This is a genomic window from Streptomyces achromogenes (assembly GCF_030816715.1).
Taxonomy (GTDB): domain Bacteria; phylum Actinomycetota; class Actinomycetes; order Streptomycetales; family Streptomycetaceae; genus Streptomyces; species Streptomyces achromogenes_A.
The window spans coordinates 5029869-5043889 of record NZ_JAUSYH010000001.1 but is presented as its reverse complement, the minus strand read 5'-3'; the positions used below and the strand labels follow the sequence as shown (position 1 = coordinate 5043889).

Here is a 14021-nt window from a genome sequence, read left to right as displayed (position 1 = left end):
AGTCGGCGACGACACAGCCTGCGAGCGGCTAGAAGAACACCGAGCGCCGCTGCACCAGCAGCTTGTACAGCGTGTGCTGGATCTGTTCGCGTACCTGATCCGTGAGGTTGAACATCAGCATCGGATCCTCCGCCGCCTCCGGCGGATAACCGTCCGTCGGGATCGGCTCGCCGAACTGGATCGTCCACTTCGTCGGCAGCGGGATCGCGCCCAACGGGCCCAGCCACGGGAACGTCGGCGTCAGCGGGAAGTACGGGATGCCCAGCACCCGGGCCAGCGTCTTGGCGTTGCCGATCATCGGGTAGATCTCCTCGGCCCCGACGATCGAGCAGGGAATGATCGGGACGCCCTTGCGCAGGGCCGTCGAGACGAAGCCGCCCCGGCCGAACCGCTGAAGCTTGTACCGCTCGTTGAACGGCTTCCCGATGCCCTTGAAGCCCTCCGGCATCACCCCGACGAGCTCGCCCTGGCCGAGCAGCCGTTCGGCGTCCTCCGCGCAGGCGAGCGTGTGCCCGAGCTTGCGCGCCAACTCGTTGACGACCGGCAGCACGAAGACGAGATCGGCGGCGAGCAACCGCAAGTGACGGCCCGCGGGGTGCTGGTCGTGGACGGCTACCTGCATCATCAGGCCGTCCAGCGGCAGCGTCCCGGAGTGGTTGGCGACGATCAGCGCCCCGCCCTCGGCCGGAATGTTCTCGACGCCCTTCACCTCGACCCGGAAGTACTTCTCGTACAGCGGCCGCAGCAGGGACATCAGGACCTGGTCGGTCAGCTCCTCGTCGTAGCCGAAGTCGTCGACCTCGTAATCGCCCGTGAGCCGCCGTCGCAGGAAGGACAACCCGCCCGCGATCCGCCGCTCCAAGCCGCCCCCGGCCTCATCAGGCCGTTCCTCACCCGTCACAGGAACATCATCCAGCCCGGGCGCCCCGGTGTGCAGGGGCTGGACCTCGCCGACCGGGCCGTTCTCACCGATTTCGCCGAGTTCCAGGACCTGCGCGGGCTCGCCGTTCTTGCGCCGGCTCCCCGCGCCCCGTCGCCGGGACGGCCGCGCCACGGCGCTCCCCCGGGACCGGTCGTCGTCGAACGGAATGACCTTGGCGTCCGCCATCGTTGATGCGCTCCTCAGTTGGCGCTCTGCGTCGGGGGGGTGACCGGGGACCGGTCCGGGGCCGTGCCACGGGCGCCGCCCGGCAGCGGCAGCGCGGCGATCCGGTCGACCACCCCGGCGACGGCCTCCGCCGGAAGCAGACCCGGTCCGTGGGCGCGTGCGAAGTCCTCGAAGGTCTCGGCCGTCGTGTACCGGGGTGTGAACCCCAGCGTCTCGCGCATCTGGACCGTCGACACGACCCGGCCGTGGGTGAGCAGCCGGATCTGTTCCGGCGAGAAGTCCGTCATGCCCAGCGTACGCACCAGGGAGCCCGCCCAGGTGACGGCGGGCAGCAGCAGCGGCACGGTGGGCCGCCCGAGCCGCCGTGAGCACTGCGACAGCAGCAGCACCCCGTCCCCGGCGATGTTGAAGGTGCCGCTGTTGAGCGTGCCCCGCTCCGGCTCGTGCGAGGCGATCCGCAGCACCTGGATCACGTCGTCCTCGTGCGCGAACTGCAGCCGGGGGTCGTAGCCGAACACCGTGGGCAGCACGGGCAGCGCGAAGTACGAGGCGAGCGGCGTCTCGGCGGTGGGCCCGAGGATGTTGGCGAACCGCAGCACGCACACGGCGACGTCCGGCCGCCGCCGGGCGAACCCGCGGACGTACCCCTCCACCTCGACGGTGTCCTTGGCGAAACCGCCGCTCGGCAGCGCCTTGGCGGGTGTGGTCTCGGTGAACACGGCCGGGTCCCGGGACGCGGACCCGTACACGTTGGTGCTGGACTTCACGACGAGCCGCTTCACGTTCGGCGACTTCTGACAGGCGCCGAGCAGCTGCATCGTCCCGATGACGTTGGTCTCCTTGACCGTGGTCCGGCTGCCGCTGCCCAGCGCGGTCGCCGTCACGTCCAGGTGGACGACCGTGTCGGCGCCGGTCTCGGCCAGCACCCGCGCGATGGTGGGCTGCCGGATGTCGGCCTGGATGAACTCGGCGCCCCCGAGATGATGCTCGGGCCGCACGACGTCCACGGCGACCACCCGGTCGACCCGTGGGTCCCGCTGGATCCGCCGTACGAAGCGGCCCCCCAGCTGACGGGCCACTCCGGTAACGAGCACGACCTTTCCCAAGATCCGCGCCTTCCTTCCGTCCTGGAACCGCCGGCTGCCGCACCGGGTTCCCGTCTGCGGGCCAACTTAGCGGGTCGGTGTCGCCCTGTGACGACTGCCCGAAGCGCGAAATGACGAGATCCGGGCGGTCGTAGGACCCACACCGGCCATCATGCCGGTCCAGGCATGCGCACGGCGTTCAACGGACCGCACGGCGCCCGGATATGCGTGTGGCCCCCCACCGACGGATCGATGGGGGGCCACACCACGCCTACGCGGCTCGCGTCGCGCGAAGGACGCGCGAAGAAGCAGAACGTGCCTGCTTCTCGCGCCTACTTCTTGTTGCGACGCTGAACGCGCGTGCGCTTGAGCAGCTTGCGGTGCTTCTTCTTGGCCATCCGCTTGCGCCGCTTCTTGATAACAGAGCCCACGACTACCCTCGCTCACTTCTCATCACTCGGTGCTGGGCGCCATGGGCCCATACGACCTACGAGGGGCTAGCCTACCCGCCTGAGCGCTGAGGTCGTAATCGAGGGCGGAAGGGCCCGGGACGGCACTGACGGCCGGGCCCCTCACCGATGGGCCTGCCCGGCAGGCAGGCCCCGGCCGTCAGGCGGTTTCCACCCCCACGTAGCTCTCGCGGAGGTACTCGTGAACCGCTTGCTCGGGGACGCGGAAGGACCGCCCCACCCGGATCGCGGGCAGATGACCACTGTGCACCAACCGGTACACGGTCATCTTCGACACTCGCATCACCGAGGCGACTTCCGCCACGGTCAGGAACTGAACCTCGTTCAGAGGCCTCTCGCCAGCTGCAGCCATGACACACCTGAACCTTCCGCACTCGACTCGACGGCCACCGGCTTCCCCTTCCGGTGACTCTTCGTCGCTGCGTGCTCACTCCCCAATGTAGGGGCGGGTGATGCGAGTGGGGAAGAGGTGCACCCATCAGCGGCCTACTGTGACAGACACGCTCGATTGAGTACGTAGCGGGTCAGCGGCCTGTAGTAATCGGACCGCACGGCGTCATCAAGCGGAACGGCCACCGAGACGACCCCCTCGGCCTCTCCCACGAACAGCGCGGGGTCGTCGGTGTCGGCCAGCCCGACCGCCTCGAACCCCAGCTGACCAGCCCCGCAGACCCATCCGTGGTCCCCGATCACCAGCTCGGGCAACGGCCCGCCGGCCTCGGCCGCCGCGGCGAGCGCCACCCGAACCGGCAGCGGAGAATGACTGTGCGCACCGGTCGCACAACCGGCGCGTTCGCCCTCCGCCTCCCGGACGACCGCCACCCCTCGTACGTAGTCCAGGGCGTGGGGGCGTAGGCCGAACCGGGTCGTTATGTCGACACAGCGACCCTGCGCCGGGGTGAGAACTTCACATCCCGCCGTCTGCAAAGCGTCCGCAAGACCGGCGTAGAAACCCAGCAGCCGCTGCGGATGCCCGGTACCGAGCAGCACCGCCGCGCCACGCTGGGCGACCGAGACGAGCCGCTCCGCGAACGCGTCGAGAGCGGCCAGAGTCCGCTCGGGATCGATCACATCATGCCCCGACACGCATCCCGGATCGGCCGAAACCCCACACTTGTCCGCCATCAGCGCGAGCACCTCCCGCTGCCCCCAACTCCCCGCAGGATCGAGCCCGATCAGCACGCGCGGATCCCGGGCGGCGAAGAGCCGATAGCTCCGCAGACTCACCTCGCGGGAGGTCGCGACCACCCCGGCCAACCGCGCGGCGAGCAGATGCGCCCGAAGCGCCCCGGTACTCAACACCCAAGCGATCCTGACGGACGAGAACGCCCACCGGCCACAAACCCCAAGAACACCGCACAGTCGGCGTAAGCCCCACCCGCCCCCGGACCCCGGGCCTACGCCAGCAGCCCCCGCAACGGGAACACCGCCCGCCGAGTGGCCAGCACCGCCTGATCCAACCGATCGGCGGGGTCGTACCCCGAGTCCCACCCGGCCCACCCCACCGGCCACCGCCCGTCGGTCATCCGCATCGGCCCCAACTGCCGCGTACGAGCGAAGACGTCCTGCCGCCACCCCTCCGGAATCACCGTCTCCGGCGGCACCGGCACCCCACCCGCCACCCCCACCAGATGCGCCCACGACCGCGGCACCACGTCCACCACCGCGTAGCCGCCACCGCCGAGCGCGATCCACTTCCCCCCGGCGTGCTCGTGCGCCAACTCATGACAGGCCACCTGCACCGCCCGCTGCGCGTCGAGCGACACCGCGAGATGGGCCAACGGGTCCTCGAAGTGCGTGTCGGCCCCGTGCTGGGTCACCAGCACATCCGGCCGGAAGTCGGCGATCAGCTCCGGCACCACCGCGTGGAACGCCCGCAGCCACCCCGCGTCCCCGGTCCCGGCCGGCAGCGCGACGTTCACCGCCGACCCCTGCGCGGCCTCTCCACCGGTCTCCTCCGGCCAGCCCGTCTGCGGGAACAACGTCCGCGGATGCTCGTGCAAGGAGACCGTCAGCACCCGCGGGTCCTCCCAGAACGCCGCCTGGACCCCGTCCCCGTGATGCACGTCCACATCCACGTACGCGACCCGCCGCGCCCCGAGCTCCAACAGCCGGGCGATCGCCAGCGAGGCGTCGTTGTAGATGCAGAACCCGGACGCTCCCCCGGGCATCGCATGGTGCAGCCCGCCCGCGAAGTTCACCGCGTGCAGCGCCTCGCCCCGCCACACGGCCTCGGCCGCCCCCACCGACAGCCCGGCGATCAGCGCGGACACCTCGTGCATCCCCGCGAACGCCGGGTCGTCCATCGTCCCCAGTCCGTACGACTGGTCCGCCGCCGCCGGCTCGGCCGACGCCGCCTTCACCGCGTCGACGTAATCCTCCCGGTGCACGAGCCGCAGCGTCGACTCCCCGGCCGGCTTCGCCGAGACGACGTCCACCTCCCGGTCCAGCCCCAGGGCCCCGACCAGTCTCCGGGTCAGATCCAGCCGGACCGGATCCATCGGATGCCCGGGCCCGAAGTCATAGCCCGTTACTGCCTCGTCCCACATCAGCTGTGCGCGGCCGCTCATGCCCGTCACCGTATCGGTCCGGTTGAGCCGCGAACGAACGGGCGTACGCCAACGTCACCAGCACCAACACCATCGGCACGACCATCGCCCCCCGATAGCTCCACGCGTCGCCCAGCGCCCCCACCAACGGCGACCCGACCAGGAACCCGACGTAGTTGAAGATGTTGAGACGGGCGATCGCCGCATCCGAGGCCCCCGGGAACAGCCGCCCCGCCGCCGCGAACGTCTGCGGCACCAGCACGCACAGGCCCAGCCCCACGAGGGTGAACCCCAGCATCCCGACCCACGCCCCCGGCGCGACCGCCACCACCGCGAACCCCGCCGCCGCGACCAGCGCCCCCAGCCGCACCACCGCCGCGGCCCCGAACCGCCGCACCCCGAAGTCCCCGATGGCCCGCCCCAGCAGCGTGGTCACCATGTAGACGTTGTAGGGGACCGTCGCCAGCTGCTCCGAGCTCCCCAGCACGTCCTGCAGATACTTCGCGCTCCAGTTGGAGACCGTCGAGTCCCCGATGTAGGCGAAGCTCATCACCAGACACAGCGGCAGCAGCACCTTGAAGACGAGGCCCGTCTCGCCGCCGCTCGCCTTCCCGTCCTCCACCGCCGCTCCGCCGGCCTCCGCACCCCCGTCCACGTACCACCGGCTGCCCAGCAACGCCGCCGGCAACAGCACCGCCACCACCGGCAGATACGACACCCACAGCGCCAGATGCCAGTGCGCCCCCGCCCAGGCGAGCGAGGCCCCCAGGATCCCGCCCAGGCTGTACACCGCGTGGAAGCTGAGCATGATGCTGCGCCCGTACGTCCGTTGCAGACTCACCCCGAGCATGTTCATCGAGGCGTCCAGCGCACCGACGGCCAGTCCGAACACGGCCAGGGCGACCCCCAGCTCGGCCATTCCCCGCCCCGCCCCGACCCCGAGCAGCGCCAGCAGCACCACCGGCTGGGACCAGCGCAGCAGCCGGCTGGGCGGTATCCGCTTCACCAGCTGCTCGGTCGTCACACTGCCGACGCCCGCGAGGACCGGGACGGCGGCCAGGAAGGCGGGCAACAACGCGTCAGAAACCCCGTACCTGTCCTGGATGGCCGGAATCCTGGTCACGAGCAACGCGAAGGCGACCCCCTGCGCGAAGAAGCTGAACGCCAGAGAGGCCCTACCGCGCCGCAGCACATCTGTCATGGCGGCGAGCGTAGGGCCCCTGCGTACTCGTGGGTAGATCCAGCCAAAGATGAATTCTCTTCAGCTTTCCGGACCGCCGGGTCCGGCCGGCCGCCGACCCTTCCTACCGGGCGAGGGCCGCCTCGGGCCGCACGGCCCGAAGCCCCTCGACCTCCACACCGTCCCCCGCCTCGGCGTCCGCCACGCCGGCGTCCGCGGCCTTCGCCTCGAAGGACACCATCGCCTCCATCGGCCCCGCGCCCAGCGCCCCGCCGAGCACGATCCCCAGCACGATCGCCACGATCATGATGACCGAGCCGAGCCACACCATCGTGTCCACCGGCACCGTATAGGCCCCGACGACCCGCACGACGCACTCGGCGAGCAGCACCGCACCCCACACGACCGAGAAGGCCCGCTCCCGCTTCCGGAAGTCCTCCGACGCCACCGACGCCCCGCTCGCCAGCCGCTCCCACGCGGCGTCCCGGACGGCGTTCCCCTTCACCAGGAACGGCTTGAGCGCCGCGGTCATCATCGGCTTCCCCAGCATCACGGAGACCAGGATCCCGATCCCGACCGTGCTGCTGACCCCGCTGTCCTTGGCCAGCATCAGCCGCGGGTCACCGGCGACGAAGCTGAGCACCAGTCCGACGACGTTGACGACGAGGATCAGCCCGGCGAGCCCGTTGAGCGTCCGCTCCCTGGCCACGCTCCACAGCGTCCGCGCCGCCGGCACCACGCTGCTCCAGCCGAGAGCGGCGAAGGTGCTCATCCCGAACGCGCCTTTGAAGAGGTAGTACGACCCGAGCGGCACCGCCACGTCCACGATGAGCGGGGCGAAGGCGTTCTGCTTCTTGTGCTGGTTCGTCGTCATGCACACAGCTTCGCGGCCGGGAGGGGTCTCCCAGTAGAAACGATCGTCCGGAGCTCGGCATGACAATTGTCAGCCCGTCCACCGGACCGGCGTCAGACCAGCAGGTCACCCAACTGATCCATGTCCGCGAAGAGTTGCGTGGCCCCGGCGAGCTTGGCGGCCGGCGTCATCGCGGTGAACCCGTACACGTCCATCCCGGCCGCCCGGGCGGCCTGCACCCCGAGCGGGCTGTCCTCTACGACCACACACCGTCCCGGTTCGACGCCCATCCGCTCGGCCGCGAAGAGGAAGAGGTCCGGAGCGGGCTTCCCCTTGCCCACGTCCTGCGAGCTGAAGACACGGCTGTCGTCGAACCACCGGTCCAGCCCCGTCGTCCGGTGCCCCACCCGGATCCGCTCATGACTGCCCGAGGACGCCACGCAGTACGGCACCTCGTCCGCCGCCAGCTTCTCCAGCACGGTCACAGCGCCCGGGACGGGCCGCAGCTCCCGCTCGAAGGCCTCGAACACCCGCCGGTGGAAGACGTCGTCGAAGTCGGCCGGCAGCCGTTCCCCCGTCCGTTGGAGGACCAGGTCGTGGATGCGGTGCATCGCCGACCCCATGTAGTCCCGGATGGAGTCCTCGTAGCTGGTCGGATGTCCCAGCTCGGTCAGATACCCGGCCAGCAGGCGGTTGGAGATCGGCTCACTGTCCACGAGGACACCGTCGTTGTCGAAGACCACCAAGTCGTAGCGCATATTCCGACCCTAAACGCAGAAAACCCCCGTGCCGAATGGCACGGGGGTTTTCGCAATGATTGTTCGGCGGTGTCCTACTCTCCCACAGGGTCCCCCCTGCAGTACCATCGGCGCTGTAAGGCTTAGCTTCCGGGTTCGGAATGTAACCGGGCGTTTCCCTCACGCTATGACCACCGAAACACTATGAAACTGTCCAGCCGCACCACACCGTGACCATGGCATGGGGCTGTTCGTGGTTTCAGAACCAACACAGTGGACGCGAGCAACTGAGGACAAGCCCTCGGCCTATTAGTACCAGTCAGCTTCACCCATTACTGGGCTTCCACATCCGGCCTATCAACCCAGTCGTCTACTGGGAGCCTTACCCCATCAAGTGGGTGGGAATACTCATCTCGAAGCAGGCTTCCCGCTTAGATGCTTTCAGCGGTTATCCCTCCCGAACGTAGCCAACCAGCCATGCCCTTGGCAGAACAACTGGCACACCAGAGGTTCGTCCGTCCCGGTCCTCTCGTACTAGGGACAGCCCTTCTCAATATTCCTGCGCGCGCAGCGGATAGGGACCGAACTGTCTCACGACGTTCTAAACCCAGCTCGCGTACCGCTTTAATGGGCGAACAGCCCAACCCTTGGGACCGACTCCAGCCCCAGGATGCGACGAGCCGACATCGAGGTGCCAAACCATCCCGTCGATATGGACTCTTGGGGAAGATCAGCCTGTTATCCCCGGGGTACCTTTTATCCGTTGAGCGACGGCGCTTCCACAAGCCACCGCCGGATCACTAGTCCCGACTTTCGTCCCTGCTCGACCCGTCGGTCTCACAGTCAAGCTCCCTTGTGCACTTACACTCAACACCTGATTGCCAACCAGGCTGAGGGAACCTTTGGGCGCCTCCGTTACTCTTTAGGAGGCAACCGCCCCAGTTAAACTACCCATCAGACACTGTCCCTGATCCGGATCACGGACCCAGGTTAGACATCCAGCACGACCAGACTGGTATTTCAACGACGACTCCACTCGAACTGGCGTCCAAGCTTCACAGTCTCCCAGCTATCCTACACAAGCCGAACCGAACACCAATATCAAACTGTAGTAAAGGTCCCGGGGTCTTTCCGTCCTGCTGCGCGAAACGAGCATCTTTACTCGTAGTGCAATTTCACCGGGCCTATGGTTGAGACAGTCGAGAAGTCGTTACGCCATTCGTGCAGGTCGGAACTTACCCGACAAGGAATTTCGCTACCTTAGGATGGTTATAGTTACCACCGCCGTTTACTGGCGCTTAAGTTCTCAGCTTCGCCACCCCGAAGAGTGACTAACCGGTCCCCTTAACGTTCCAGCACCGGGCAGGCGTCAGTCCGTATACATCGCCTTACGGCTTCGCACGGACCTGTGTTTTTAGTAAACAGTCGCTTCTCGCTGGTCTCTGCGGCCACCCCCAGCTCGAGGAGCAAGTCCTCTCACCAAGCGTGGCCCCCCTTCTCCCGAAGTTACGGGGGCATTTTGCCGAGTTCCTTAACCATAGTTCACCCGAACGCCTCGGTATTCTCTACCTGACCACCTGAGTCGGTTTAGGGTACGGGCCGCCATGAAACTCGCTAGAGGCTTTTCTCGACAGCATAGGATCATCCACTTCGCCACAATCGGCTCGGCATCAGGTCTCAGCCTTAATGTGTGACGGATTTGCCTATCACACGGCCTACACCCTTACCCCGGGACAACCACCGCCCGGGATGGACTACCTTCCTGCGTCACCCCATCACTCACCTACTGCAAGTCTGGTCCGTCGGCTCCACCACTTTCCATTCCCCGAAGGGTCCGGAACGGCTTCACGGACTTAGCATCGCCTGGTTCGATGTTTGACGCTTCACAGCGGGTACCGGAATATCAACCGGTTATCCATCGACTACGCCTGTCGGCCTCGCCTTAGGTCCCGACTTACCCTGGGCAGATCAGCTTGACCCAGGAACCCTTAGTCAATCGGCGCACACGTTTCTCACGTGTGAATCGCTACTCATGCCTGCATTCTCACTCGTGAACCGTCCACAACTACCTTCCGGTGCTGCTTCACCCGGCACACGACGCTCCCCTACCCATCACAGCAGGCGTTGGCCCTATTGCTGCAATGACACGACTTCGGCGGTACGCTTGAGCCCCGCTACATTGTCGGCGCGGAATCACTAGACCAGTGAGCTATTACGCACTCTTTCAAGGGTGGCTGCTTCTAAGCCAACCTCCTGGTTGTCTCTGCGACTCCACATCCTTTCCCACTTAGCGTACGCTTAGGGGCCTTAGTCGATGCTCTGGGCTGTTTCCCTCTCGACCATGGAGCTTATCCCCCACAGTCTCACTGCCGCGCTCTCACTTACCGGCATTCGGAGTTTGGCTAAGGTCAGTAACCCGGTAGGGCCCATCGCCTATCCAGTGCTCTACCTCCGGCAAGAAACACACGACGCTGCACCTAAATGCATTTCGGGGAGAACCAGCTATCACGGAGTTTGATTGGCCTTTCACCCCTAACCACAGGTCATCCCCCAGGTTTTCAACCCTGGTGGGTTCGGTCCTCCACGAAGTCTTACCTCCGCTTCAACCTGCCCATGGCTAGATCACTCCGCTTCGGGTCTTGAGCGTGCTACTGAAACGCCCTGTTCGGACTCGCTTTCGCTACGGCTACCCCACTCGGGTTAACCTCGCAACACACCGCAAACTCGCAGGCTCATTCTTCAAAAGGCACGCAGTCACGAGACGCCAAGCAAGCTTGACGTCCGACGCTCCCACGGCTTGTAGGCACACGGTTTCAGGTACTATTTCACTCCGCTCCCGCGGTACTTTTCACCATTCCCTCACGGTACTATCCGCTATCGGTCACCAGGGAATATTTAGGCTTAGCGGGTGGTCCCGCCAGATTCACACGGGATTTCTCGGGCCCCGTGCTACTTGGGTGTCTCTCAAACGAGCCGTTGATGTTTCGACTACGGGGGTCTTACCCTCTACGCCGGACCTTTCGCATGTCCTTCGCCTACATCAACGGTTTCTGACTCGCCTCACAGCCGGCAGACTGTGAAAGAGAGATCCCACAACCCCGAATGCGCAACCCCTGCCGGGTCTCACACGCATACGGTTTGGCCTCATCCGGTTTCGCTCGCCACTACTCCCGGAATCACGGTTGTTTTCTCTTCCTGCGGGTACTGAGATGTTTCACTTCCCCGCGTTCCCTCCACATACCCTATGTGTTCAGGTATGGGTGACAGCCCATGACGACTGCCGGGTTTCCCCATTCGGAAACCCCCGGATCAAAGCCTGGTTGACGGCTCCCCGGGGACTATCGTGGCCTCCCACGTCCTTCATCGGTTCCTGGTGCCAAGGCATCCACCGTGCGCCCTTAAAAACTTGGCCACAGATGCTCGCGTCCACTGTGCAGTTCTCAAACAACGACCAGCCACCCATCACCCCCAACCTGAGCTGGAGTTCACTGGGGCCGGCATCAGAAGGACGACCTCACGGCCATACCCTCAGACACCCAACAGCGTGCCCGGCACCCCCGCCACTCGTGATCAGCTTTCCACGCTCCGAAGAGCAGTACTTGCAGCCCGAGATGACTGAGAATGCCGAATAATCAACGTTCCACCCATGAGCAACCAGCACCGGACGTTCGCCGATGAACTGGCCTCTGGACAACCTTGCGGTCGCCTAGAAGTGCTCCTTAGAAAGGAGGTGATCCAGCCGCACCTTCCGGTACGGCTACCTTGTTACGACTTCGTCCCAATCGCCAGTCCCACCTTCGACAGCTCCCTCCCACAAGGGGTTGGGCCACCGGCTTCGGGTGTTACCGACTTTCGTGACGTGACGGGCGGTGTGTACAAGGCCCGGGAACGTATTCACCGCAGCAATGCTGATCTGCGATTACTAGCAACTCCGACTTCATGGGGTCGAGTTGCAGACCCCAATCCGAACTGAGACCGGCTTTTTGAGATTCGCTCCACCTCACGGTTTCGCAGCTCTTTGTACCGGCCATTGTAGCACGTGTGCAGCCCAAGACATAAGGGGCATGATGACTTGACGTCGTCCCCACCTTCCTCCGAGTTGACCCCGGCAGTCTCCTGTGAGTCCCCATCACCCCGAAGGGCATGCTGGCAACACAGAACAAGGGTTGCGCTCGTTGCGGGACTTAACCCAACATCTCACGACACGAGCTGACGACAGCCATGCACCACCTGTACACCGACCACAAGGGGGCGACCATCTCTGGCCGTTTCCGGTGTATGTCAAGCCTTGGTAAGGTTCTTCGCGTTGCGTCGAATTAAGCCACATGCTCCGCTGCTTGTGCGGGCCCCCGTCAATTCCTTTGAGTTTTAGCCTTGCGGCCGTACTCCCCAGGCGGGGAACTTAATGCGTTAGCTGCGGCACCGACGACGTGGAATGTCGCCAACACCTAGTTCCCACCGTTTACGGCGTGGACTACCAGGGTATCTAATCCTGTTCGCTCCCCACGCTTTCGCTCCTCAGCGTCAGTAATGGCCCAGAGATCCGCCTTCGCCACCGGTGTTCCTCCTGATATCTGCGCATTTCACCGCTACACCAGGAATTCCGATCTCCCCTACCACACTCTAGTCTGCCCGTATCGAATGCAGACCCGGGGTTAAGCCCCGGGCTTTCACATCCGACGCGACAGACCGCCTACGAGCTCTTTACGCCCAATAATTCCGGACAACGCTTGCGCCCTACGTATTACCGCGGCTGCTGGCACGTAGTTAGCCGGCGCTTCTTCTGCAGGTACCGTCACTTTCGCTTCTTCCCTGCTGAAAGAGGTTTACAACCCGAAGGCCGTCATCCCTCACGCGGCGTCGCTGCATCAGGCTTTCGCCCATTGTGCAATATTCCCCACTGCTGCCTCCCGTAGGAGTCTGGGCCGTGTCTCAGTCCCAGTGTGGCCGGTCGCCCTCTCAGGCCGGCTACCCGTCGTCGCCTTGGTGAGCCATTACCTCACCAACAAGCTGATAGGCCGCGGGCTCATCCTTCACCGCCGGAGCTTTCAACCCCTACAGATGCCTGCAGAAGTGATATCCGGTATTAGACCCCGTTTCCAGGGCTTGTCCCAGAGTGAAGGGCAGATTGCCCACGTGTTACTCACCCGTTCGCCACTAATCCCCACCGAAGTGGTTCATCGTTCGACTTGCATGTGTTAAGCACGCCGCCAGCGTTCGTCCTGAGCCAGGATCAAACTCTCCGTGAATGTTTTCCCGTGATCGGGATCGCACACACGAGAGCGGAACGTCGAGCGGAATAAGCTCGGCGTTCACAACGTCCTCGCTGTGTTTGTTTCAAAGGAACCTCATCCTCGGCTATCACTGCCGGGGACGGGGTATCAACATATCTGGCGTTGATTTTTGGCACGCTGTTGAGTTCTCAAGGAACGGACGCTTCCTTCGTACTCACCCTCTCGGGCTTTCCTCCGGGCAGTTTCCCTTCGGTCTTGCGTTTCCGACTCTATCAGACCGTTTCCCGATCCGCTTTCCTCGGTGCTTTCCAGGTTCCCCGCTTATCTCGCGGTTTTCCTTTCCGGCGTTTCCGACTCTACCAGACCCTTTCGGTTCTGATTCCCGGTCGACGGGAGTCGTCTTCGCGGCTGTTGGGCCGTTCCGACGAGTGAGACTTTAGCGGATTCCCGGCCTCCGAAGCCAATCGGGGCCTGCGTCCTTTCGAACGCGGATTCCTCATTCCGTGAATACGCACGCCAATGAACGCGACAGCAGACGAGTCGACTGTTGTCGAGTAGTTGGTTGGTACCTGCGGAATGGCTGTCCGGGGACCGACCGGAGTCGGCGCTCACGTCGGACAACTCGGAGAACACTACGTTTCACGCCAGGGTGTGTCAACTCATGTCCCGGGAGCACCCCAGGGGCGTAGTCTGGCTCCCATGACTACGCGTACGTGCACCCAGCTGTGGTGGGCCGCCTGACAGGCGGCCGTGTTCACGTATGCACTCAACGGCCGCCGCTTCGGCGGCCGTTCTCGTTTCTCCC

Annotated in this window: 9 protein-coding genes and 3 rRNA genes; all 12 read right to left on the bottom strand. The window is 64.9% G+C overall.

Going from position 1 to position 14021, the window contains the following annotated elements:
• Window positions 1–28: 28 nt before the first annotated feature.
• Window positions 29–1108 (bottom strand): lysophospholipid acyltransferase family protein, encoded by a 1080-nt coding sequence (locus QF032_RS22695; protein WP_307057269.1) that lies wholly within the window; start codon window positions 1106–1108, stop codon window positions 29–31.
• A gap of 14 nt (window positions 1109–1122) precedes the next feature.
• A complete protein-coding gene (locus QF032_RS22690) occupies window positions 1123–2214 on the bottom strand; it encodes an NAD-dependent epimerase/dehydratase family protein (protein WP_306949909.1) in 1092 nt (363 codons plus the stop codon).
• A 311-nt stretch (window positions 2215–2525) separates the two neighbouring features.
• The gene (locus QF032_RS22685; RefSeq protein ID WP_003948845.1) at window positions 2526–2624 is read right to left on the bottom strand and encodes a 30S ribosomal protein bS22; all 99 of its coding nucleotides are present in this window, start codon (window positions 2622–2624) and stop codon (window positions 2526–2528) included.
• Between the two features lie 178 nt (window positions 2625–2802).
• Window positions 2803–3015 carry a helix-turn-helix domain-containing protein gene (locus QF032_RS22680; protein WP_004984898.1) on the bottom strand — a complete coding sequence of 71 codons (213 nt, stop codon included), beginning with the start codon at window positions 3013–3015 and terminating at the stop codon, window positions 2803–2805.
• A gap of 134 nt (window positions 3016–3149) precedes the next feature.
• Window positions 3150–3965: a phosphatase gene (locus QF032_RS22675; RefSeq protein WP_307045182.1), complete on the bottom strand. Its 816-nt coding sequence runs from the start codon at window positions 3963–3965 to the stop codon at window positions 3150–3152.
• A 95-nt stretch (window positions 3966–4060) separates the two neighbouring features.
• Window positions 4061–5233 carry an acetoin utilization protein AcuC gene (locus QF032_RS22670; protein WP_307045181.1) on the bottom strand — a complete coding sequence of 391 codons (1173 nt, stop codon included), beginning with the start codon at window positions 5231–5233 and terminating at the stop codon, window positions 4061–4063.
• A complete protein-coding gene (locus QF032_RS22665) occupies window positions 5184–6413 on the bottom strand; it encodes an MFS transporter (protein WP_307057266.1) in 1230 nt (409 codons plus the stop codon). The genes QF032_RS22670 and QF032_RS22665 overlap by 50 nt, the downstream gene beginning before the upstream one ends.
• A gap of 103 nt (window positions 6414–6516) precedes the next feature.
• Window positions 6517–7266 (bottom strand): VC0807 family protein, encoded by a 750-nt coding sequence (locus tag QF032_RS22660; protein WP_307057264.1) that lies wholly within the window; start codon window positions 7264–7266, stop codon window positions 6517–6519.
• A gap of 92 nt (window positions 7267–7358) precedes the next feature.
• A complete protein-coding gene (locus QF032_RS22655; RefSeq protein WP_307045178.1) occupies window positions 7359–8003 on the bottom strand; it encodes an HAD family hydrolase in 645 nt (214 codons plus the stop codon).
• A gap of 61 nt (window positions 8004–8064) precedes the next feature.
• A 5S ribosomal RNA gene (rrf, locus tag QF032_RS22650) occupies window positions 8065–8181 on the bottom strand.
• A gap of 90 nt (window positions 8182–8271) precedes the next feature.
• Window positions 8272–11394 (bottom strand): 23S ribosomal RNA (locus tag QF032_RS22645).
• A gap of 311 nt (window positions 11395–11705) precedes the next feature.
• Window positions 11706–13231: ribosomal RNA gene (locus tag QF032_RS22640) — 16S ribosomal RNA — on the bottom strand.
• The 16S, 23S and 5S rRNA genes sit together here, the layout of an rRNA operon.
• Between the last annotated feature and the right edge of the window lie 790 nt (window positions 13232–14021).

What these genes read in the sequence shown, in the direction of transcription:
- QF032_RS22695 (WP_307057269.1), bottom strand. Translation starts at nt 1,108, where the DNA reads ATGGCGGACGCCAAGGTCATTCCGTTCGACGACGACCGGTCCCGGGGG.
- QF032_RS22680 (WP_004984898.1), bottom strand. Translation starts at nt 3,015, where the DNA reads ATGGCTGCAGCTGGCGAGAGGCCTCTGAACGAGGTTCAGTTCCTGACC.
- QF032_RS22670 (WP_307045181.1), bottom strand. Translation starts at nt 5,233, where the DNA reads ATGAGCGGCCGCGCACAGCTGATGTGGGACGAGGCAGTAACGGGCTAT.
- QF032_RS22665 (WP_307057266.1), bottom strand. Translation starts at nt 6,413, where the DNA reads ATGACAGATGTGCTGCGGCGCGGTAGGGCCTCTCTGGCGTTCAGCTTC.
- QF032_RS22660 (WP_307057264.1), bottom strand. Translation starts at nt 7,266, where the DNA reads ATGACGACGAACCAGCACAAGAAGCAGAACGCCTTCGCCCCGCTCATC.
- QF032_RS22655 (WP_307045178.1), bottom strand. Translation starts at nt 8,003, where the DNA reads ATGCGCTACGACTTGGTGGTCTTCGACAACGACGGTGTCCTCGTGGAC.